Source organism: Psychrobacillus glaciei, assembly GCF_008973485.1.
Taxonomy (GTDB): Bacteria; Bacillota; Bacilli; order Bacillales_A; family Planococcaceae; genus Psychrobacillus; species Psychrobacillus glaciei.
The window spans coordinates 966,129-989,754 of sequence record NZ_CP031223.1 but is presented as its reverse complement, the minus strand read 5'-3'; the positions used below and the strand labels follow the sequence as shown (position 1 = coordinate 989,754).

The window sequence follows — 23,626 nt, the reverse complement described above, 5'->3', positions numbered from 1 at the left end:
TAGTGACTATTTAGAAGATTTACATTATACTTAAAGTATAAAAATATTGGATTATAATCCCGCTATTTTTATACTTTCGGGAGGTTATATGATTACAAAACAGATTGCCAAACAAATTGTCGACCAAACAATGCTACGACTGCATCGAAATATTAATGTTATTCAAACAAATGGGATGATACTTGCCTCCGGAGATGAATTGCGAGTAGATAGTATACATGAAGGAGCCGTTGTCGTTGCAGAAACGAAAAAGCCTTTATGGATTACGGAAAAAAATAGACACTTATTTCCAAGGACAAAGCCTGGTATTAATTTGCCTATATTTTTTCAAAACGAATTAGTCGGTATCATAGGAATTACAGGAGATCCGGATGAAATGGAAGAAATAGCTACACTGGTTCAACTCACAACCGAAATGATGGTTCATCAAGCTCTAATCGTATCGGAAAGAGAATGGAAAAGAAAAATGCAAGAAATGGTATTTGAAGAATTAATGAGTGGTCAACCACTTCAAAAAGTCATCTATGAGCGAATAAATAAAATAGGATTTTTAAATAAAGCGCCTTTTTATGCCATTATGCTAGAAATTAATCCCGAATCTAAATCATATCAGTCCATCTTGCAAGGAATTGAATACTTTTTTCAGGGTGACTCTATCTTAGTAGGACATTATCAATTAAATGAGCATTTCATTCTAATTGCTGGTCTACACGAAAAATTATTTAAACATAAAATTTCCTTGCTGGTTTCGAATTTAAAGAAATATAGCTCCCTACCAATTGGAGTTGGTCAAGTCGTCCACTCGCTTGAGGAAGTTCATTATGCCTATCAAACAGCTAAAATTGCTTTAGAAGAGGGAACTTCAAATAAAAGCATCACCTATTTCGAAGAGATTGAACTGTATGCTTTATTTAAAAACCGCAATTCAAAAGAAGCACAACACTTTGCAAATCGTGTTTTAAAAGAATTAAACGAGAAACTACTTCAAACTTTACAAGAATTTTTTAATTGTAACCAACAACTTGCAATATGTGCGGAGACCTTGGATATTCACCGACATACACTGACGTATCGACTGAAGAAAATTTGTGAGTTAACCGGCTACAATCCATCTGTTTTCCAAGATGCCATCGTCTTACAAATTGCTTTGTGGTGCTATACTCCAAAATAAAAAGAATTTAAAAACCGTTTCAGCATATTAGCCGAAACGGTTGTATCTTTTTTATTATTTTCTTGCAACTGCTACCTTCGCTACTTTTTTAGCTCCAACGTATTTTGAACCCCAGTAATACGGGTCATTTATTTTATCCACTCGAACACCTTTTGATGTCGAAGCATGAATAAATTTCCCACTACCTATGTACATACCAACATGGGATACACCTTTACCTGTAGTGTTAAAGAAAACTAAGTCTCCCACGGCTAAATTAGACTTTTTCACGGATGTTCCAGTGCTGTACATTCCTGCTGCTGTTCTTGGTAAATAAACTCCGTGTTGCTTGTAAACATACCCGACGAATCCTGAACAGTCAAATCCTGTCTTCGTTGTTCCACCAGTACGATATTTAATTCCTACTAGACTTTTCGCACTTGATACGATTTGAGTCGATGCTACAGAGCTTGCTGCCTCTGTATTTCCTGCAAATGTTCCCGCGGCTAAAATTACAGTTAAACTAAAGATAGTAATGATTTTTTTAAACAAAGAAGTCAAATCTCATGTTCCTCCAAAAGCTGTTTTTTGAAAAACGTTCCAACAAATTGTGTTTGAAAATTTCTCTATACCCATACTAACACGAACCGAAACACAGTGGCTTTACAGTTGTGTAACAAAACTATTACATAAAACGTCTAATACTATTCGAGATTTTTGTTTGATCCAAAATGCATACTTATGTAGAAGTTGAATAATTACTATTTAAAATGCAGATATTTTTGAGAAAAAAGCAAAAGTCCTTTTAGTGCATTTTGTCATCACCGGTTCTAGAGTGCTTTGGACGAAATATTGCTACACTATTACCGTTAGAGTAATGGATAGTGTAGTGACCGCATCACTTCACTATCTATTTTTTTTCGGTAATCTTGTGACCGATGTTTGTCCTTCGCCCTCTTGGAATATGTAGAGACTTGGTGTATTAGGTTTGTTTAATGAGAGATTAGATGCTTTTTTATTCTTTTAAAAGCGGACGAAGATGCAATTTCGTCCGCTCAGCACTTCTTTATCAATGGATGCTATCTATTTTTTCAGGTTCCACTTATTTTACTGGTTTCCACTTTCCTTCATAATCAAAAGAAAGTACACCAATTCATTAATTGGAAGAAGTATATTCTTTTCTTATTATGACCATAGATTGGAGAGGATGGGGGTGACTCCAAATGCGATTTGCCACTGCGCTAAATCTTACTTTATGTATTTTTTTTACAAAGATAAAGTCCATAAAATGGCTGAACGAGACTAATTACGTGGTGAACGCGACAAAAGCTATTGGGAATGAGACAAACCGCACTCTGAACGCGATCATTATCTCATAACAAAGCTTTAACTTAGCATGAGGTGACATTTATTAATTGCACACTATCAATATATTGTGTGAAATTCTAAGAATGATTTTTTTGAAGAAAGTGGTTAATCAACAGATGTGATATACACTTTCTTCAAAAAAAATCGTCCCTATTCAACAATTGACAGTCGGAACGATCCTACCTTATTAATGTATTCCGTGCGAAACCATGGCATCTGCCACTTTTATAAAACCAGCTATATTCGCACCCACCACTAGATTTCCTGGATACCCAAAACTCGTTGCTGCATCATGACAACTTGTATAAATATTCTTCATAATAATTTTCAACTTGTCATCTACTTCTTCTACCGTCCAAGATAGACGCATGCTATTCTGCGACATTTCCATTGCTGAAACTGCCACCCCGCCAGCATTTGCTGCCTTTGCTGGTCCAAATAATACACCATTTGCTTGAAATGCGAGAATTGCTTTCTCTGTACAAGGCATATTAGCTCCTTCACCGACAGCCTTTACCCCATTTTTGATTAGTAATGAAGCATCTATCTCTTCTAGTTCATTCTGCGTGGCACAAGGCAATGCGATATCACATGGAACCGACCAAATGCCTGTGCAGCCTTCATGATATGTCGCTTGTTTATGAAATTTAGTGTACTCCTGTATTCTTTTGTTATCCAATTCTTTCAATTGAATAACAGTCCCGACATCTATTCCATTTGGATCCAAAATATAGCCGTTCGAATCACTACAAGCAAGCACTTTCGCTCCAAGCTCAATCGCTTTTTCCATCGCATATGTCGCCACATTTCCTGAACCGGAGACAATAACATTTTTCCCTGCAAAACTATCTCCTGTTTCCTTCAGCATTTCTTCTACAAAATAAACACAACCATAACCAGTCGCTTCTTTTCTGCCTAAGCTTCCTCCATGATTGGGATCTTTTCCTGTGAATACCCCCGCCTCATAACCGCCTTTTAAACGATTGTACTGCCCAAACATATAGCCAATTTCTCTTTTTCCAACACCAATATCTCCCGCTGGAACATCCATATCAGCGCCTATATATTTACTCAGTTCTGTAATAAAACTTTGTGTGAAACGCATAATCTCGCGCTCTGACTTACCTTTAGGATCGAAATCCGAGCCACCCTTGCCCCCACCAATCGGTTGACCAGTCAGTGCATTCTTAAAGGTTTGTTCAAAAGCAAGAAACTTCATAATACTGCTGTTCACAGTCGGATGAAAACGAATCCCGCCTTTATATGGCCCCATACTATTGTTAAATTGCACACGAAAACCACGATTTACCTGCACTTTACCAGTATCATCTTCCCAAGATACACGAAAAGTAATAACACGATCAGGTTCCGTAATACGTTCTAAAATCCCATTATGAATAAACTTAGGATGCTTTAAAAATACTGGGCGAAGGGAATCAAAAATTTCACGAGTCGCTTGTAAGAACTCTTTCTCCCCTGGATTGCGTTTCTTCACTAACTCGTACACTTCATGTACATAATCATTTGCTCTATTTCTTTGTTCGATATCCACATTTCTTTGCATTTCCATCGTTATTCTCCCCTCACCTTCCTTATGTCTATATTTATTATCTCGAATATTCAAAAAACTTTCAACAATATTTGAATATTTTATATAAATATACATGTAGGACTATAAATATGCATTTAACGACAAGCAACCCTCAGAGTGGCTTACTACCTCCCTTTGTTACAAGACTGTTACTGGTGCCAGGCACCAGTAACAATCTTGTAACAATCTATGTACTTCTACATATTTCAACGAAAAAAAGTGACTCCAAGCATTATGCTTCGGAGTCACTTTTTCTTTTAGTATAAGCTTTTTATGAGGGTTTCTAGCATGACAGGCAATTCGACGAATGCACTATCAACGTGGAGACGTTCTGTTCTTTGGTGTGCATCTTTTCCGAATGGCCCTACATTTAATACTGGTCCTTTTAGTTGAGCCATATCTTCAAATGGTATGCTGTATGTGTCTCCCCAAACTGGTGTGTTACTTTCGAAAGCCGTCCAGCCATTGCCCTCGTCCTCGTAATTGACATAGCTTAAATCACAAATACCATTGAAATAGTGAATTTGTTTGACTGTATTGTTAAAAGTTTGCGCCGATTGTTTCATTAAATCTACCGCTTCTATTACAAGCGGATGATTAGAAGTATTCACTGCTGGGTAATAAGGTGGTGCGAATAGGATAACGGTTGCAGGAGCTAACTCTTGGCACTGAATCATTAAATCATCCACGATGCGTAGTGATTTTTCACGATCATCCCAATCTTCCTGTTGAAGTGACGCTTTCTTTAAGCGCTCCACTTCTTCCACCCCTAATTTTTTATTGGCATAAGCAAGTAGTTCTTCATAGCGAAGAACTTTCACTTCGCCAATCCCTTTTACTTGCTCACGTTCGCAAATCACTTGATAGTTTTTATTCAACTCGCCCATCGCTTCTGTAGCAACTTGTTCGAAAAGATCCATCACTTCATTTGCTGTACGTTTCAATAAAAACACGTTATACAACGCCACTGCTCGATAAGGAGTTTGCGTTGAATACGACATTTTTAAATCTTTTTGCTGCAATGAAACCGGAAGCGGCGTACTTTCACCTAGATCCGTCTCGCGGAATAAAGGATTCCATTCCATACGCTGCGTCAAATAAGATGCAATATAGTTCGCCGTCATCCCTTTCATTGGCTCCCCAACATGCGTCTCTTTTCCGTAAAATAATGCGGCTGGCATAATCTTCCCAATAGTTCCGGAATAAATATATTCATCAATATCGGTTGGACTTTGTGAAAAGCAAGGCTCACTATTTAAGAATAATTTATAAGTTAAACCGAATTCCTCGCGAATACGAACTAGCTGTGTCACTGCTGCACGCATACCTGCAGAGTTCACTTCCTCATCTGGAACAGTTGTTAGAATAAGGTTGATCGGCCACTCTTCCTCACTCGCTCTTTCAATAAGCTGCATATGAAGCGCTAATCCCATTTTCATATCCATCGTACCTCGGCCAAACAAATACTTTCCTGTTTCCAAATCGATACGTGCTGATTCTGGTAAATCAGTCGGATTTTCCATTAGCTTTTTCGTTAATTCCTCTGGAAAATATGCAAGTGGTTCTAAAACTCCGTACTCTTCCGTTTGAACTGTATCAAAATGACTAATAAGTACGATGGTCTCCGTAGCTTTAGGATGTTTGTATAAAGCAGTGACAGCATGTCTTCCAAGACCTGCATCATGCATTTGTAAATGGTTAGGATTTTTTTGAAAATACTTTAACTCTTTCAACTTATCTATCACTTTCGGAGCAAACTTAGTCTCACCTTTTGTTAGCGTAATACTATCCCAACTAACAAGTTCACATAACAATGCTCGAAGTTTTTCTGGTGTTTCCCAAAATAATTGATTCATCTCGAATTCTCCCTTACATAGTTTGATGCCAGACACTGACACTGTTCTGAATGCTTGGAGCTGCGTCCCATTGTGTCGTGCCTGGCATCTAATTATTTATTATGCTGACTTTTTATTCTTTTTTTCTAATTTCAATTTATAGAATAGCACACAAGCTATGAAAAAACCTACCCCGTAGTAAAGGCCAATTCTTTGTGTTGGATCAAAGGCTAGAAATACTAGAATTACCAGACAAAATCCTATACAAGCTAGTGGTATGAAAGGATAAAAAGGAACTTTATATTTTAATTCGTCTAATTGTCCACCATTTTTTAAATATTTTCGACGGAACATTAACTGTGATGTCGCAATACCCATCCACGAAATAGTAACAGAAATACCTGCAATCGACATTAATAACACGAACACTGCATCCGCTTCCATTACGCTAGTTAATAATGAAAATAAAGAGAAAACCATCGTGAAAATTAATGCATTTAAAGGCACTTTACGCTTAGAAAGACGACCAAACATTTTTGGTGCCATTCCTTCTTTAGCCATTGACCATAGTAATCGAGTAGATGCATACAAACAAGAATTCCCAACGGACAAAATTGCCGTTAATATTACAAAGTTCATAATGCTTCCTGCATACGGAATACCAGCTAAATTCATTAATGTAACAAATGGACTTTCTAGCAAACCAAGTTCTGATGCTGGAAATATTGCAGACAAAACGATAATGGATGCAATATAAAACACAATGATTCTTATCAAAATTGTGCGTATAGCTTTTGGAATATTTTTCTGAGGATCTTCCGTTTCCCCTGCAGCAATACCTACCATCTCTGAACCTTGGTAGGAGAAAATAACGTTCATCATTGTCACAAAAACAATGGCGATTCCTGCTGGAAATAATCCGGAAGGTGCCAAATTCGTAAACGCTGGTGTCGCTCTATCTTCCAGTGGAATAAGACCGAAAATTGCTCCAACCCCAATAACAATAAACAAAATTACCGCAACTACTTTAATACCTGCTAACCAAAACTCTGTTTCCGCAAACGCTTTTGTCGATAAAGCATTTAATGAAAACAATAAAACCATAAACAGAGCACACCATATCCAAACAGGAACATCAGGAAACCAATGCTTCATGAGGATTCCTGCGGCGGTAAACTCCACACCTGCTGTAGCAGCGGAACCTACAAAATACATCCATCCAAGTGAAAATCCTGCAGAAGGACTAATAAAACGAGTTGCATACGTTTGAAAAGAACCAGTTACTGGCATGTAAACCGCAAGTTCTCCTAAACAGATCATCACCATATATAAGATCAAACCGCCTAATAAGTATCCAAGGATGGCACCACCTGGACCAGCTTGATTAATAGTATAACCAGCATTTAAAAATAGGCCCGTCCCAATTACTCCCCCAAGTGAAAGCATAAATAAATGCCGGCTTTTCATCGAACGGTTCAATAAATCACCTTGTACTGCTTGATCCCCAACTTTAGACATAACACTTTCCCCCATTTACCCCTAGGAATTGTTACGGGTGCCTGGCACCTGTAATATACCTGTAATATTAGAATCTTAGTGATAAGCAGCTTAGGCCGCCGTCTTGTTTTTGAACTTCGGACATGTCTAATTCAATTGTTTCGAAACCAGCTTCATTGATTTTGCGTTTCGTTTCGCTATATCCTTGTGGAATAATGACATAGTCGTTCACACGAATACAGTTTGCAGAATACTCATCTTCATGGCCGATTACGATTTTTTCGTATGAATCAAATGCTGGATGATTAACAAATTCACCTGCTACGACCATTTTGTTGTTACCTAAATAAGCAATACCAGTTTTCAGATGGAAGAATTTTTCAAGTGGAATGATTGTCGCTTCGAAACCTTCCCCTTCAAGAATTTCTTTTAATTGGCGAGCGCCTTCTTCATTTGTGCGTTCAGAAATCCCAATAAAGAAACAATCCTCTGCTTGAAGAATATCTCCTCCATCAAGTGTTCCAGGTGCTTTAATATAATGAAATTTCTTATAAAAAGACTTTAAAGCGCTTTCAATTTCGACAATTTCACCGTTACGAGAATCTGCACCTGGATTTGTAACAACAGCAAAATTAGATGTAAGAACTGCTGCATCCTCTACAAATGTAGAATCTGGAAATTCTTCACTTGGAGAAAGTAGTGTTACTTCCACTCCACACTTTTTCAAAGCTTCAATATACGCCTCGTGTTGCACTAATAATTTATCGTACTCCGGTGTCCCTAAATCTGATGTAGTTAATCCTCCTACATAGCTCTTTCCTGGTGTTTTTGCGATTACATTTTTAAATATACTCATTTTATTTTCCTCCTTTAGTTTCTTACAACTGGACTTGTCAAACATGTTGGTCCACCTGTACCTAATACACTTATTTCTTGCCCTTTGTACTCATAAACTGTTGCACCAGCATCTAATAGTTGTTGTTTTGTGGAATCATTTCCTTCTACAATCACACAAACTCGTGGTGCAAGAGCTAATACATTACATCCAAGCGTGTCGTATTCTGCTTTAGGAACTTCTACTAATTGAATTCCACGTTCGATTAATAGTTGACGGAAGAACACTGGCATTAATGGTGAATGTACTACTGCTAAATCTTTATCAACCATGCTAATGAAAGACATTAGATGTAGACATTCTGCTTCACCTTGATCATGTGGAAGTTGCACAACGATGAATTCATCAACATACGGAGCAGTCATTTCTTTTAATTGGCGAATTGCTTCGTCATTTGTACGGTAACCGCGACCTACTACAAGTGTTTTATCATCTAACCAAACGATGTCTCCACCGTCGGATACAGCATCGCCTGTTAACTCCCCAATAATAGGAATCTCTTTTTCTTGTAAAAACTCTTTATAAACAATAGCTTCCGGTTGTCTTAATTTTTTGCCAGATTTTAAAATGATGGCTCCGGCTGGTGTGAACTTAACTGGGTCATGAGCGTAGATAGAATCTAAGCCAACTGTGTCTGCTGCTGGAAGAAAGTCAATTTGAGGTACATGCTTTTCCAATAGCTCAATGAATCCTCTATACTCAAGAACCGCTTCTTCAAAATTTGGTTCTTGTAAGTAATTAAATACTGTCCATTGATCAGTCAAATGTGCTTGACTAATGAAAGCTTCATTTGGATGTTTGACAATTACTCTTTCTAACTTCTTATACATAGATGAATTATATGTCATATCAATTCCCCTTTTCCGGTGAGTGGAAAACGTTTCCGATTAACGGAAAGCTTTATATTTAAAATATAATTCCTCTATGATACAATGTCAATATATTTAGAATTTTAATTTCTTATTATATCAAAATAGTAAGTTAGCTTTTCATAATATTTAGGAGGTGCATTAGATGCAATCTATCATCCGATCGATGACTGTTGCGAAAGTGTTAGCAGCACATGCAACTGAGAAAGGTGTAACAATTTCTGATCTTTCCAAACTATGCGAACTTCCTCTCAGTACAATGCACAGATTACTTCAAGCAATGATGAAACAAGGAATGGTAGAGCAGGATGAACAACTGAAAACTTACAAACTCGGTGTAATTTGGTTGGAATACGGTCTACAAGTGTATGACTCAATTGATTACATCAGCAAAATTAGACCGGAAATTGAACAATTATCTAAAGAAGTAGAGGAAAGCGTCTATTTAAGTAAGCCGCTAGGGACTGAAGCAATTATTGTAGAAAGAATAGATAGCCCAAATAATCCAATTCGAATTTATGATCAAATGGGTTTACGCATACCAATGAATATTGGTGCTGCCAATAAATCGATGCTAGCAGCAATGCCATCAGCCAAAGCAGAAAGTATATTGTCCCAACTCATATCTGCAGACCAAATGACTGAAATGAAAAAAACATTCGATCAAATAATAAAACAAGGATACGCAACAAGCCACTCCGAAAGAACGGAAGGCACGTCCTCAATTGCAGTATCCATAAAAGACAGTTTCGGCCAAGTTATCGGGGCTATTAGCATAGGAGTCGTCAGCTTCAACCTCACAGATGAACGACTCGAATTTCTAGCTAAAAAAGCAATCGAAACAGGAAACCGCATCTCTCAAAGACTAGTATCTAGCCATTAAAAAAAGTGTTACAAGTATGTTACAGGTGCCAGGCACCTGTAACATACTTGTAACACAGATTCACGAATTCCATATTTTACTTGTTAGTTACTATATTAGTCCATTCGTTTTCTAACCATTCAAGGCCTCTTTCGCCTTCATATGCATCGTATACATCGATTCGCATTCTCTTTAGTTTTGTAGCGAATTCTTCAAATGTATGGTCTTTCGGCAAACTTTTCTTCACTCGTAAGAAAACTTTATTTGCCCCTTTGACAATTTCAAATTTTTTACGAGCGGGTAATTGAACATCTTTTCCAAAATCAATTAGTATACGATAAGCTTCTTCTTGGATTTTATAAACAGGATCATTTGCTAATCTCGTGTTCATAATATCAATAACTTGACTCGTATTATATCTCCCTAATTCCTCTACTGCATCCAAGCGTGCTCTCCAGCTAGCGGTGCGATTGACTGCTTTTTTTAGTTCCTCATAATTCTCTGGCAACTCATCTTTAATTATTTTTTTACTCAAATACTCCAAACTCCTTCTATATTCTGTTTATATGAGATGATCGATTTATCAATTTAACTCGTTTATCTGTAGAAATCATTTCTTCTCTTTCTACATTATATACTACAAATCGCATATCTCCTATTTTGTTAAGGGACAATATTCTCTTGATTTTATTAAAAATTAATACTTTTGAATTTGGTCATCATCGCAGAACACTACTTGATTAATAGTAAAAGAAAAAAATACGAGACTCCTTCCTGCATAAGAACGGATAAACAAGTCCTCGCACGAAGCGCAGCGAAGGAAAAGGACTTGCCACGGTTGGCTGGGGCAACAACCCAAAAATAGCAATGTTACAGGAGTATTACTGGTGCCAGGCACCAGTAACACTCCTGTAACATTGCGGTGATTTATTAATTCATTTTAGTTTTATATTCTTCGTTAAATTTATACATAATCCAACAGAAAGTCTGCTTTAAGTGAACCTACATTTTCGTCTCTTGCATTTTTAATGGATGGTAAATGATACTCTCTTAATTCATTCAATTCTTCTTCCGTCAACATACCCAATTGTTTCATCACCTCAACTGCAACGGGGGAAGTAGCTCTGCTGTTACCGTCTTCTATTTTAATCGCGATTCCTATTCCGCTTCTTAAATCTCCAATACAGTAGACTCCTTCAGCTCCTACTTTTCCGAACATTTTTCCTTTTACTACGTTCATAAAATCAGTGCAAAAGCGATTTGTACCTCCTACCATTTCTGGTTCTTGTATCATTGCATGAACTACTTGGCTTACGGATTTTTTTCTACTATTCGATAGATTATCTGGTTTAGCCATTTTTGCATAGGCTAAAGCAATTTTCTCTAATGCTATTCCATGAACCGGAACTCCACATCCGTCCACTCCAATTTGAATATCTTCTTTAGGAGTTTCAGCTAACTCACTGATAACTTGTAAAATTCTTTGTTGAACGGGGTGCTCCATATTGTAATAGGAATCTATTGGTTCATTTAAGTGTTTTGCCGTTATTAACATCCCACTATGTTTTCCCGAACAATTATTGTAGACAGGAGTGACTGTTCGATTTTCAATTATTATTTTCTTGTACGCTTCTTCCCATCTAGGAATATGCGTACCACATTGTAGGCTACTCTCCACTAGATCCGCTTTCTCTAATATAGAAATAACTCGATCAGTATGCTGTTCCTCCCCGTTATGGGAAGCGCAACATAAGGATAGATCGGCAGGACCCAATTGGTATGATTCATATGCTCCTGTTTCAATAATAGGAATGGCTTGTAAAGGCTTCATGGAGGAACGTGCAAATACGATGGAATTAATGTTTCCATTTGAAGCAATTAACTTCCCTGTATAGTCTACTATAGCAATATGACCAAGATGCTTACTTTCTATAAGATTTCCTCGCATAACATTAACTAAGTTTGCAGCATTCATCTTTTCACATCCTATAAATAATTTGAAGAAAACCTTAAAAGTTTCGACTGCTTTAAAGGTCTTCATATATAAAGATTCCATATAATTGAAAAGTAATCTAAAGGAGGTAAAGACTACTTTTCTGGAGTCAATTACGCTAGTTTGAAAATATTTATTCCAAGACTTCAACTAAAATTTCCTTAAAAATATCAATTTCTCGAATCACTTTCTTCAACTCATAATTCAAAAAATTCACCTGTCGACGAATCGCAGTTTGTAACAAATAAAAATCCTCATCTTTTAGATCACTTGTATAATGATTGATCATTGCTAAGGATGGAATCGGTACAGTTGTTGATGCTAAATCATGTTCAAACTTACTTCCGCCAACATAATTAATTGGCACGAGAAGTTTAGATATATTAAGTAGAAAATCATTGAATAATCTACTATGCTCTGAATCTGACTCCAGCCATTCTTTTATTTCCAACACGCTTCTTAACTTTTTTTCAATCTCATCTATCCTATTTAAAGAAAGCGATAAATCAGCAATGTCTTTCCCTTTTTGTTGATAATCACGTATATGCTTATGAATTTCTTCTACTGCTTTAAGAGGATTGATTGGAATAATGTTGTCTGTTAACACTTTATAAAGGGATAATAAGTAGATTTCACAATCTTTTCTTAAGACATCAGAATCGATCTTATCTATCGTATCCTCCACTGTATGCCACCACCAGCCAAATCCCCCACCCCTAGTACCTGCAAATAGTTTTTGGACATTTTTATAAGCAGGATCATGGGATAGTTCTTGTTCTGCCATCCCCATATATAAGGAAGGAATTCCTGTACCCCAGAATGATTGATCAGCAGAACGGGAATATCGTTTTCCTACAAATGATTGATTTGTAAGGCGACCAATCACATCGATTGCGATATCTTCCGTTTCGGCCATTGCATTACTATCTACAAAAATGTTTGCTCCTTTACCTCCAACAGAATCCACATAAAAATGCATGACACCATTTTCGCTCAAGTCCTCCCAATTTTTATCACAATATGCAGCTGAACCAGCATATCGACCATGAGAGTGTCCTGACCAAAAAGCAATGCGTACATTACGTTTCCATTTTGTTTTATTCAGAGCGAGAACTTTTACCACCTGTAACATTAAAGCATTTGCGGATCCGTTATCCATCGCGCCATAATGCCAAGAATCTACATGCCCACACAATAAAACAAAATGATCCGTCTCATAATCTCCACGAATTTCTGCAATAAGTCTTGGTATCTTCATCCATCTAGAACAAACTTCAGTAGAAATGTTTACTTTGAAACTCGCTATTTTCAATAAATCAAGCAATTTTTCACCATTCTTATTATTGATTGAAATGACAGGTATTTTAGGCAATAAATCTTTGTCTCTAACAGATGGACTTCCCCATATTCTTGAAACAATCATCTCATGAGTATTGGGGCCGTTAATGAAAATTATCCCAGCTGCTCCTGAGTCTTCGAATTGTTTTACAATGTCAGGAATTGCGATACTGTCATAAATTGCAATTTTATTTTTAACAAATCTAAGAGAATTTTCATTTAAATTTTGGAGATAAATACACTCTGCACTTAGCTCTTCATTATTCAAATCTTTGGACATAGAATGGGTGATAGAATCTATTATCTCCCCGTTAACTTCTAATTTCGATTGAATAGGAATACTTATATAGGCATCATCAAATTCAATTTCTGCTTTTAAACCAAATGACTCCAGTCTTTTTTGAATGAATTGAAAAGCTCTTAACTCTTCCATGGAACCAGATAATCTAACTTCTCTAGCAATTTCAATATTATCTGCCAAGAGTTCCTCTTTGGATATTTGATTTACTAATAACTCCTCTTCCTCAGTTAAATTACGGTTCAATTCAATCACCTCATTTATATTTTGATAAATGTGTTGAACGCATCAAATTCTTTATCATGCAACTGAGTGATTGCTTTCACAAAGGTCTCTGTCGTATGAGGTGTATCATATAAAATTTTAAAATATTCATTTCGTAAATTTTTCGGTGTTTGAGCATAAGCGTTTCCAATCATCCAGCGTCCATAATAATAGGATGGATAATATGTTTTTTGGACTGGATGGGAGAAAAAACGAAAACAATTATTAGCTTCTATTTCGGTTATTCCACCTTCATTTATCATATAACGAATGACTTCTTCTTTCGTCATAGCATGTAGATTATAAAGATAGCAAGCATTCGTCATATACATACGCTGATAATCTAGGAAATGCCGTGCAGCTCGGTATTGCATTTTTTTCTCATCGCTAATACCTTCTGTTTCTTCCTCAACATCATCCCAACCTAAAAATGATAACGCTGTTTCAGGACCACCTTCAAAAAGCGCATTAGTAGGGCTATTTATCATATAATAAGAAGCCTCTAACGGTAAATTTCCATTTTTAAATTCATAATCCCATCGGCAATAGAAAGCTTGATGACCTGGATATGCTTCATGGGTCATTATTTGTGCCAGAATTGGCTCTGTCCATGGGCGATCAATATTAAAAGTCAAGTTACCACGATAATCTCCCGTATATTTTGAATAACCACTCCAAAAAACACCACGAATCGGTTTGATCCAATCAACACCATCTTCTTTAGGTAATTCTATGACTCGATTTAGAGTGCCTTTTTTACTAAGTTCTCTAAAATTCTCCGCAACATTCACCACTTCTTCCGGTGCAATTATCGTGTCACTTTTCCAAGCTGAAACTTTTTCAGCTAATGATCCCGAATACCCAATATTCGTTAAGCTTTCCTCCACCAACTCTTTCGCATGTTCGAGCTGCTCATCTGAAATTAACGTCGAAGGTAACTGTTGAATATTTAAAATAAGCTCATCATATGGAATTTTGTCACCTTGCATACTTCTTGCAAAATAGTTAAATCCATTCATCATGCCCCGAAGATATTCTCCAGGATGACCTTCCAAAGTCCGTACTGCCTTTTCAACCTCTTCTATGGCAGAACCAATTTCATCAAAGGTTTTCAAAGTAGCTTTCACGTCACTATAACTTGCTGTTGTTACTTCGGTTTCAAACAGATGCATAGCTTGCTCATTTAAACTTAATGTAATATCAACAATCTTTTCTCCTGTTTCCTGTTCAGTCCAAAGCTTCATTAAGATTCCCCCTTGCTCAATAATTTACTAGCAGACAAGTCCCATAAATCTTTCACATCTTCTAAAATAAGATTTGTCAAAAGTTCATATAATGCTTCTCCTTTTTCCGCTGTTGCGCTCGCTGCATCACCCATATATCCATCTTTATACAGCACTTTTCCCATATCCTTATATTTTAACTTTCGATTATATTCAATAGAAAAATCGCCTGCTAGAGACAAGTCAGCTAGTTTTTCATCAATCGCTAGAACTAATGAAGTCTCATCTTCTCCACCATGACCAGGTTTAGATGTAATTGTCAGAATATCCTCTCGGTAATCCATCCACCAATTTATTGTTAGCGTGTTAACTCCTATATCTGCTAATTTTTCAGTAACAATTGCTAAGCTTGGAATATTGCCTCCATGACCGTTAAATAATATTAAATTGTTAAACCCATTTCGATAAAACTCCTTGCCTATTTCGTACACATAATTCGAGAAAGCCTCACTTGAAATATCAAATGTTCCAGAATGAGGCGCAAGTGCCCAAGAATGACCATATGCAACTTCAGGCGCCATGATCACTTTTTCACCAATTATTTTATCAAGTCTTTTTACAAATTCTCTTGGAATCCATACATCTGTACCTAAAGTTGCATGGGGTCCATGGGTCTCCATCATTCCAATTGGTAATAGAATAGTATTTACTTTTTGTTTCACTTCATTAAATTTGCTTGCATTTAAGTCCATTAAATACATGAAAAATCCTCCTTCATTGCAAATGTTTTGCGATCATTTCAGCCAATAAAGCCGATCTTTCTGGTAAATTAGACAAAATAATATGTTCATTGTCCGAATGTGCACCACCACCAATTGGACCTAAACCGTCAATTGTAGGTATACCTTCACCTGCAGTGAAATTTCCATCGCTTGCTCCACCTGAAGATCCTTCCTCTAATTCATATCCATGCAGTAAAGCTATTTCTTTTAAATCATGATAGAGAGAGACTACTTTTTCGTTTCTTTCTAGTGGAAAGCGCTCGATTTCTCCTGTTACTACAGTACTCGTACCTTCAACAAAAACAGGACGATTCATAATTTGTTGAGTAATTAGCTCCGCTTGTTCTCTTTTCGTAATCCGAACATCTATTTCTGCATATGCATCTTTTGCTATAACATTGGATCTGGAACCTCCAGATATTATCCCTACATTAATGGATATGCCTTCTTCACGATTTGCTAACTTCTTCAAGTCGATAATTTGATAAGCTAGTTCCTCGATAGCACTCGCTCCATCCCATGCGTTAATTCCAGCATGTGCTGCAACTCCTTTTACTTCCAAATAGAAGTTACCCGCTCCTTTTCTTTCTGTTTTGACTGCTCCATTAGGCTCAATACTAGATTCAGGAATTAATACCAAAGAACTTTTTCGAGCTTCTTGAATAATAATTTCCTTTGAATGGATACTTCCAATTTCTTCATCAGATGTAACAAGCAGTACAACTTTCTTTTCGCCGAATATATTAAATGCTTTTAATGCTTTCATAGCCCAAAGAGAAATCGTTAAGCCAGCTTTCATGTCAAATACTCCAGGTCCATAAAGAGTATCTCCTTCTATTTTTAAAGGCAAAGCATCTTTATCCCAAACGGTATCTAGATGACCAATGATAAGAATTTGGTCTTTCCAATCTTTCGGACCGTAAGTTAATAAATACTGATTTCCCACAATCGACTTCTTCAAAATTTGTATATCTCCATCAATAAGTTTTGTAAACTCCTCCATTAATACTTCTCCACATAGATCAACGAGTTTCTTATCCTGTGAAGGAGACTCAGCTTTCACAAGACGAATTAATGTTTTTTCTATACTTTTTTGGTTTTCTCTTAGATAATCAAGCATTCTTGTCATATATTAATCTCCTAGCGCTAATAATGGATCTTCTACATTAATAGCTAATGAAGTTACTAAAAATAAAACTACCCCATCAACTTCTGCATAGATTTCAGTTTCTGTTTCACCAAATACATTTTTTATTTGACCAAGTATCTCTCCCTTTTTCACTTCTGAACCAATTTCCACTGCTGGATACCAAAGTCCTTGAATACTTGCTCGATACCATTCAAATGTTTTTAAGTTTTTTACAGGTTCTTCTTTGAAATCCCCATTAAGCACACCAATATACTTCAAAACATTTTTCGTGCCATCTTGTAATAGTTTAGAAGAATATTCATCTAATATTCCTTGTTGGCCCGCTTCGGCAATTACCCCTATCTTTCCTAACGAATTAACTGCGGAATAAGTTGATCCCATCACTTGAGACTCCGATTTTACAACATATGGGATACCAAATAACGATGCAATTTTTTGGGCTTCATCCATAAGCTGTAGATTTTCTGACATTTGATAAATGGTAAAAGGCACTAAAGCTTCTATCATATCGCCACCATGTAAATCTAATACAATATCTACATGAGAGAATATTTCCTTGTGTAACCAAAAAGCTATTTTTTCACTTTCTGTTCCATGTTCTTTCCCGGGAAATACTCGATTTAAATTTTTTTCATCTTTTGGGTGAACGTAAATGGATCGTTTATAAAAGGAGGCTATATTGACAATAGGTAAAATGATTAATTTTCCTACAATATCATTTGAAGTTAATTCTTTCGCTAGCTTTAAGGCTGCATCAATGGAAGTGTATTCACATCCATGCACTCCAGCCATAATCAAAACGGAAGGGCCTTCTTCTTTTCCATTTATCATAAACGCGGGAATGCTATGTTCCAAAGTTGGAAAATGTAAAAAACCACTTATTTTATCATCTCTATTTACGACTAAGTTATTAATCGTCCACAACCAAATCCACTCCTATATAATAGTTAGAAAAAGCGATCGTAAAACTACTTCTTTACGACCGCTTTCACATGTTATTCTTTCGTCATTTTTTGGAACGGAACATACCAAGTGTTCATTGGGTTAATTTCATATCCCTTCACCCAATTCTTCATAGGTGCTTCAACCGAGCGTTGAGCCGGGAAAATATAAGGAACATCTGCGCTCATTATTTCTTGAATCTTCTGATAATTCTTTTCGCGAACAGACTCATCCACTGTGGAACGGCCTTCTTCTAATAATTTATCTACTTCTGGATTATCATAGAATGCTAAGTTGAATCCAGGTCCTTTACTAGAAGAGTGTGCAAAATACCATAAATTATAATCTGGATCTGGATAATCAGGAGTCCATGCCGCTAATGCTAATTGATGCTGACCGCTTGTAACTAAATCCAAAAATGTTGGCCATGCTAACGCTCTAATTTGTAAGTCAATTCCTATCTTTTTAAAATCGGATTGCATCATTACCGCAATATTTTTTCTCACTTCATTATTTTCTGATATTGCAATTTCTAATGGGAAACCTTTTTCATAACCTGCCTCTTTCAGTAAAGCCTTAGCTTTTTCTAAATCAAAGTCATATAACTCAATATTAGGGTTATATCCAAACATTCCTTTCGGGATTATTCCACCAATACGTTCTGCTCCACCAAGTAAAACATCATTTATTATCGAATCATAATTTACTGCGTGTGCAAGAGCCTGCCTAACTTTTGGATCTTTTAAATATTCTTTTTCTGTGTTAATCGCAATGTCATCAATAGCGTATCCAGGGGATTTAAGGACAGTAATGTCGTTATTTCCATCCATTTGTTTTAAAACATCTGGGGAGATCATGGAGTAGTCAATTAAATCAACTTCCCCTTTTTCCATCATTAATCGAGCAGTAGAAGGTTCATTTACGATTAAAATATTTACTGTTTTTAACGTCGGTACTGTACCCCAATAATCCTCGTTAGCTTTCATTACTAGTTTCTGTCCTCTATCCCAACTTTCCAAAATATAAGGTCCAGAACCCATTTCTTTATCTGCCAAGTAAGTTTCCCCTAAATCACTGCCATGATGCTCTGCAAGTTTTGGGTTCACAATGTTTCCAAAAACAGTTCCTAATGTTTTTAAGAATGGAGCAAAAGGTCTTTCGAGCGTTATATTTATCGTGTGTTCATCTACAATTTCAAAGCTATCTTTATTAATAACATCTTTAAATTGACCAGCTGCGGATTTCCCTACGTCCATTGCACGAGTGTAAGAATATTGTACTGCTTCAGCTGTAACTGGTGTTCCATCATGGAATTTTGCTTCTTTATTCAGATGGAATGTGTAAGTTAACCCATCCGGTGAGATATCCCATTTCTCTGCAAGTTGTGGAATAACATCTGTCGTTGTCCCATCATAAGTAACTAGGCGATCATATAACATATAGGTTACTCGGAATGACGTGTTCGCAGACGTACCATGAGGGTCTATATGTGGTATGTCCTGATTTGTTGCAAAATTAAATACTTCTGTTGATCCTGAACCTTTTTCCTCTGCTTTTTCTTCCGTTTTAGGCTCTTTTTCTGTTGAATCCTCTTTCGAATCTGTCTCACTTTCTTTCTTACCGCTATCACTACATGCCCCTAATACTAAAAGTAATGCAAACATTAGTGCAAACATAAATAACCATCTTCTGTTTCTCTTCAAATGTTTCCCCTCTTTTTCTAATTAGATTTTTGTATAGCTAACGAAAATTTTGAAATCACCCCTTTCATTTCATTCTATTAACGGTTTTTCGGATCCAAAATATCTCGTAAACCATCGCCAAGTAAATTGAATCCTAAAACCGTCCAAAGTATTGCTAAACCTGGAAAAGTAGCTGCCCACCAAGCATCCCTTAAAACTTCTCTACTAGATGCAAGCATTGCACCCCATTCTGGTGAAGGTGGTTGAGCACCCAATCCGATAAAACTTAAACCAGCAGCTGATAATATGACAAAGCCTAGATCTAAAGAGGCCTGAATACTTGCCGGTGCAATGGCGTTTGGAAGAACTTCTCTAAAGAGTATTTTCACAGGGTTAATACCAACTGCCCTAGCAGATTCTACAAATTCTGCATTTTTTATTTGGAGAACGGATGATCGAACGATTCTCGTATACCATGGCCACCAAGTGATAGCGAGTGCGAGTAGTACGTTTTCAATGGAAGGACCAAGTGCAGCTGCGATAGACATTGCCAATATTATTCCAGGAAATGAAATGAAGATATCCGTTGTTCGCATTATTATTTGATCGACTATGCCTCCAACAAAACCAGCAATAGCCCCTAAAACTGTACCTACTGGAAATGCGATTAAAACAACTAGTAAACCAATCTTCAATGAAATTCTGGAACCGTATACAATTCTACTAAAAATATCTCGCCCAACTTCATCTGTGCCGAACCAATGATCTACACTTGGGGATAAAAGCTTTTGACTAATATTAATTTCTAATGGATCTTGTGGAGCTATAATTGGTGCAAATAATGCCATAATTAGTAGCATTCCAACTAAAAAAATTCCCAACATTGTAAGTGGACTGGAACCTATTCTTTTTAACATACGACACCCCCTATTCGTACTTTAATCTCGGATCTATTACTACATATAAAACATCAATTACTAGATTTATAGTAATAAATAATACCGCGATTAACGTTGTAACACCCATAACTGCAGGAAAATCTAAGTATGTAATTGCATTTACCGCATACTTACCTACTCCTGGCCAAGAAAATACGGACTCTACTAGTACACTACCTCCTAATGAATGGCCAAAAGTCATACCAAGCAAAGTTAAAACAGGCATCATACCATTTCTAAGAGCGTGGCCATATAATACTCGATTCTCTGTTCCACCTTTTGCATAGGCTGTTCGAATATAATCACTGCCTAATACTTCTAACATACTAGATCGTGTCATTCTTGTGATCATTCCAATTGTTACTGCTGCCTGAGTAAAGGCTGGGAGTATCAGATGCTCCACTGTTGATTTTAGAACAGCCCAATTTCCTGTTAAAAGCGCATCAATTGTATATAAACCGCTAATTTTTTGAGGTGGGGATAAATTAGTGTCAATTCGACCTGCACCTGGAAGTAAATCTAGTTTTAAATAAAAAAGTAATAATAAAATAATGCCAAGCCAGAATGCTGGCATCGCTACTCCAATAAGTGCAAATACCCTCGTAAATTGATCGGCGAATTTATCCTTTTTACTGGCACTTACTATTCCAAATGGAATTCCTATCAAAACGGTAATAATCATAGCAACTAAGGTCAATTCTAAGGTGGCAGGGAAAAACTCTTTTAAGTCTTTTGATACTGCTTGATGTGTAAAGTTACTTGTACCAAAATCGCCTTTTACTACATTTGATACATATCGAAAATATTGCACATAAATAGGGTCATTTAATCCCATTGATTCCCTAAGTTCTTCAATTACTTTTGCATCTGCATAAGGACCAGCGACTAGCCTTGCAGGGTCTCCTGGTATCGTATTGGAAATAAAGAAAGTAAGAATTGTAATTCCAATTAGAATAGGGATAATCAGTAGCAAACGTTTAACAATATACCTTATAGCATCCATCTATTATTCTCCTTTCTTCTTCATAGTTTCAGACAAGAAGCGAAATGCCCCTCTTTAATTTCACGTAATGCCGGAACTGAATTTTTGCATTCTTCTGTTGCAATAGGACATCTCGTATGAAATGTACAACCACTTGGAGGATTTACTGGACTCGGCAAATCTCCTTGAAGTATGATTCTCTCTCTTTTTTTAGTAGGATCTGGCAATGGAACCGCAGAAAGTAGAGCTTTCGTATAAGGATGTAAAGGTGTTTCATACATGGAATCCACTTCGGCAATTTCAACTATTCTTCCTAAATACATAACTGCTACACGATCTGAAATATGTTTAACTACAGATAAATCATGGGAAATAAACATATAGCTTAAGTTAAATTCCTTTTGAAGTTCGACCATCAGATTCAATACTTGAGATTGTACAGATACATCTAAAGCAGAAACAGGTTCATCTGCTACGATTAACTTAGGATTTAATGTTAAAGCTCGCGCAATTCCAATTCTTTGACGTTGACCTCCAGAAAATTCATGTGGATAACGATCTAACTGATCTTTTCGAATGCCAATTTTATCGATTAAATTTTCTATTATTTTTGTTCTACTTTCTTTATTTTTGTTCCCATGTGTAAGAAGAGGTGTTTCTAAAATAGTTCGAATAGTGCTGCGTGGATTAAGTGAGGCATAAGGATCTTGAAATACCATTTGAATTTCTTTTCGTGTCTTTTTCATTTCTCGTCTAGACATTTTACAAATATCTTTTCCTTCAAAAAATACTTCTCCAGAGGTAGGCTGTAATAGTCTAATTACCGATCGTCCTAAACTAGATTTTCCACACCCCGATTCTCCAACTATCCCAAGGGTCTCTCCTTGACGAATATGAAAGGATACACCATCTACCGCTTTAACTACACTTTTTTCACCAAAGATACCTTTATTGGACGTATAGTATTGTTTTAATTCTTTAACTTCCAATAAGTTCATTTTCACGTACCTCCTCTTCATATAACCAACAAGCTGTAGAGTGATTGTCTTTTATTTCAACAGTAGGAGGAGTCTCCAATTTGCATTTTTCCATTGCATACTTGCATCGATCATAGAATCTACAACCTACAGGCATATTCTCAGGAGATGGTACAGTACCTGGTATTGACCCTAGCTTTTCTATTTTCCCTTCTAGTTGTGGTATAGAGTATAGAAGCCCCTTTGTATATGGATGCTTAGGGTTTTGAAATAGCTCAATTACATTGGCTTTTTCTACAACTTGTCCGGCATACATTACCATGACATTGTCACATACTTCCGCAACTACTCCTAAATCATGTGTAATCATGATAATACCCATGTCATTCGTTTCTTTTAGATGATTCATTAGTTCTAAAATTTGTGCTTGAACTGTTACATCCAATGCTGTAGTCGGTTCGTCACAAATGAGTAATTTAGGGTTACAAGCCATTGCAATAGCAATCATAATTCGCTGCCTCATCCCACCAGATAATTGATGGGGGTACTCGTTGTATAAATCTTCTGCACGTGGAAGTCCTACTTCTTTCAATAAGCTAATGACACGATTTCTTCTTTGACTTTTATTCAAATTAGTATGCAAAACTAATGTTTCCTCAATTTGCTTTCCTACAGTATGAAGAGGGTTTAAAGAAGTAAGAGGGTCTTGAAAAATCATAGACATTTGATCACCACGAATTTTTTCCAAATTCTTTCTTGGAAGCTTCACAATATCTTCCGAATCTAATAGAACCTCTCCAAACAATTTTGCTTTATCTGGTAGGAGCTTCATCAGAGATAAAGCCGTCATGCTTTTCCCACAACCGGATTCTCCTACTATCCCAAGCGTTTCACCCTTTTGGACAGTGAAGCTAACATCCTCTAATATCTTTGTATAACTCCCCTGTCTCATAAGTGATAACGTAAGATCTTTTACCTCTAACAACATGG

At 36.5% G+C, this 23,626-nt stretch carries 20 protein-coding genes; 2 read left to right on the top strand and 18 right to left on the bottom strand.

Features of this window, described 5'->3' with window-relative positions; translation table 11 throughout:
• The first annotated feature begins 88 nt into the window (after positions 1 to 88).
• Complete coding sequence (locus tag PB01_RS04440; protein ID WP_151699072.1) at positions 89 to 1,171, top strand: CdaR family transcriptional regulator; 1,083 nt, start codon at positions 89 to 91, stop codon at positions 1,169 to 1,171.
• 54 nt (positions 1,172 to 1,225) lie between these two features.
• Here the strand turns inward: PB01_RS04440 and PB01_RS04435 are convergent, their stop codons facing one another.
• The 6 genes from PB01_RS04435 to PB01_RS04410 form a co-directional block, all read right to left on the bottom strand.
• On the bottom strand, positions 1,226 to 1,711 hold the full coding sequence (locus tag PB01_RS04435) for a C40 family peptidase (RefSeq protein WP_151699071.1): 486 nt from the start codon (positions 1,709 to 1,711) through the stop codon (positions 1,226 to 1,228).
• A 994-nt stretch (positions 1,712 to 2,705) separates the two neighbouring features.
• On the bottom strand, positions 2,706 to 4,088 hold the full coding sequence (gdhA, locus tag PB01_RS04430; RefSeq protein ID WP_225986166.1) for an NADP-specific glutamate dehydrogenase: 1,383 nt from the start codon (positions 4,086 to 4,088) through the stop codon (positions 2,706 to 2,708).
• A 278-nt stretch (positions 4,089 to 4,366) separates the two neighbouring features.
• Complete coding sequence (locus PB01_RS04425; RefSeq protein ID WP_151699070.1) at positions 4,367 to 5,965, bottom strand: M20/M25/M40 family metallo-hydrolase; 1,599 nt, start codon at positions 5,963 to 5,965, stop codon at positions 4,367 to 4,369.
• Positions 5,966 to 6,064: 99 nt separating this feature from the next.
• Positions 6,065 to 7,462 carry an amino acid permease gene (locus tag PB01_RS04420; RefSeq protein ID WP_151699069.1) on the bottom strand — a complete coding sequence of 466 codons (1,398 nt, stop codon included), beginning with the start codon at positions 7,460 to 7,462 and terminating at the stop codon, positions 6,065 to 6,067.
• Between the two features lie 67 nt (positions 7,463 to 7,529).
• Positions 7,530 to 8,297 carry a dimethylarginine dimethylaminohydrolase family protein gene (locus PB01_RS04415; RefSeq protein ID WP_151699068.1) on the bottom strand — a complete coding sequence of 256 codons (768 nt, stop codon included), beginning with the start codon at positions 8,295 to 8,297 and terminating at the stop codon, positions 7,530 to 7,532.
• A gap of 14 nt (positions 8,298 to 8,311) precedes the next feature.
• Positions 8,312 to 9,184 carry a dimethylarginine dimethylaminohydrolase family protein gene (locus tag PB01_RS04410; protein WP_151699067.1) on the bottom strand — a complete coding sequence of 291 codons (873 nt, stop codon included), beginning with the start codon at positions 9,182 to 9,184 and terminating at the stop codon, positions 8,312 to 8,314.
• A 166-nt stretch (positions 9,185 to 9,350) separates the two neighbouring features.
• Here PB01_RS04410 and PB01_RS04405 point away from each other — a divergent pair, with 166 nt between their 5' ends.
• Positions 9,351 to 10,088 (top strand): IclR family transcriptional regulator, encoded by a 738-nt coding sequence (locus tag PB01_RS04405; protein WP_151699066.1) that lies wholly within the window; start codon positions 9,351 to 9,353, stop codon positions 10,086 to 10,088.
• 76 nt (positions 10,089 to 10,164) lie between these two features.
• Here PB01_RS04405 and PB01_RS04400 read toward each other — a convergent pair whose 3' ends face one another.
• From PB01_RS04400 to PB01_RS04345, 12 genes are all read right to left on the bottom strand, one after another.
• Positions 10,165 to 10,602: a HEAT repeat domain-containing protein gene (locus PB01_RS04400; protein WP_151699065.1), complete on the bottom strand. Its 438-nt coding sequence runs from the start codon at positions 10,600 to 10,602 to the stop codon at positions 10,165 to 10,167.
• 429 nt (positions 10,603 to 11,031) lie between these two features.
• On the bottom strand, positions 11,032 to 12,042 hold the full coding sequence (locus tag PB01_RS04395; protein WP_151701960.1) for an asparaginase: 1,011 nt from the start codon (positions 12,040 to 12,042) through the stop codon (positions 11,032 to 11,034).
• A gap of 151 nt (positions 12,043 to 12,193) precedes the next feature.
• A complete protein-coding gene (locus PB01_RS04390) occupies positions 12,194 to 13,942 on the bottom strand; it encodes a M28 family metallopeptidase (RefSeq protein WP_151699064.1) in 1,749 nt (582 codons plus the stop codon).
• A gap of 14 nt (positions 13,943 to 13,956) precedes the next feature.
• Positions 13,957 to 15,204, bottom strand: coding sequence for a DUF885 domain-containing protein (locus tag PB01_RS04385; RefSeq protein ID WP_151699063.1), 1,248 nt, complete (start codon positions 15,202 to 15,204; stop codon positions 13,957 to 13,959).
• On the bottom strand, positions 15,204 to 15,944 hold the full coding sequence (locus tag PB01_RS04380; RefSeq protein WP_151699062.1) for a creatininase family protein: 741 nt from the start codon (positions 15,942 to 15,944) through the stop codon (positions 15,204 to 15,206). The genes PB01_RS04385 and PB01_RS04380 overlap by 1 nt, the downstream gene beginning before the upstream one ends.
• Positions 15,945 to 15,957: 13 nt before the next feature.
• Positions 15,958 to 17,094, bottom strand: coding sequence for a M20 family metallopeptidase (locus tag PB01_RS04375; protein WP_151699061.1), 1,137 nt, complete (start codon positions 17,092 to 17,094; stop codon positions 15,958 to 15,960).
• 3 nt (positions 17,095 to 17,097) lie between these two features.
• Positions 17,098 to 18,039 (bottom strand): M14 family metallopeptidase, encoded by a 942-nt coding sequence (locus tag PB01_RS04370; protein ID WP_151699060.1) that lies wholly within the window; start codon positions 18,037 to 18,039, stop codon positions 17,098 to 17,100.
• 71 nt (positions 18,040 to 18,110) lie between these two features.
• On the bottom strand, positions 18,111 to 19,760 hold the full coding sequence (locus PB01_RS04365; protein ID WP_151699059.1) for an ABC transporter substrate-binding protein: 1,650 nt from the start codon (positions 19,758 to 19,760) through the stop codon (positions 18,111 to 18,113).
• A gap of 77 nt (positions 19,761 to 19,837) precedes the next feature.
• Complete coding sequence (gene nikC, locus PB01_RS04360) at positions 19,838 to 20,656, bottom strand: nickel transporter permease (RefSeq protein ID WP_151699058.1); 819 nt, start codon at positions 20,654 to 20,656, stop codon at positions 19,838 to 19,840.
• Between the two features lie 10 nt (positions 20,657 to 20,666).
• Positions 20,667 to 21,680 carry an ABC transporter permease gene (locus PB01_RS04355; protein ID WP_151699057.1) on the bottom strand — a complete coding sequence of 338 codons (1,014 nt, stop codon included), beginning with the start codon at positions 21,678 to 21,680 and terminating at the stop codon, positions 20,667 to 20,669.
• A 20-nt stretch (positions 21,681 to 21,700) separates the two neighbouring features.
• Positions 21,701 to 22,657, bottom strand: a complete 957-nt coding sequence (locus tag PB01_RS04350) for an ABC transporter ATP-binding protein (RefSeq protein WP_151699056.1) — start codon at positions 22,655 to 22,657, stop codon at positions 21,701 to 21,703.
• Complete coding sequence (locus tag PB01_RS04345) at positions 22,638 to 23,624, bottom strand: ABC transporter ATP-binding protein (protein ID WP_151699055.1); 987 nt, start codon at positions 23,622 to 23,624, stop codon at positions 22,638 to 22,640. Before PB01_RS04345 ends, PB01_RS04350 begins: the two co-directional genes overlap by 20 nt.
• Between the last annotated feature and the right edge of the window lie 2 nt (positions 23,625 to 23,626).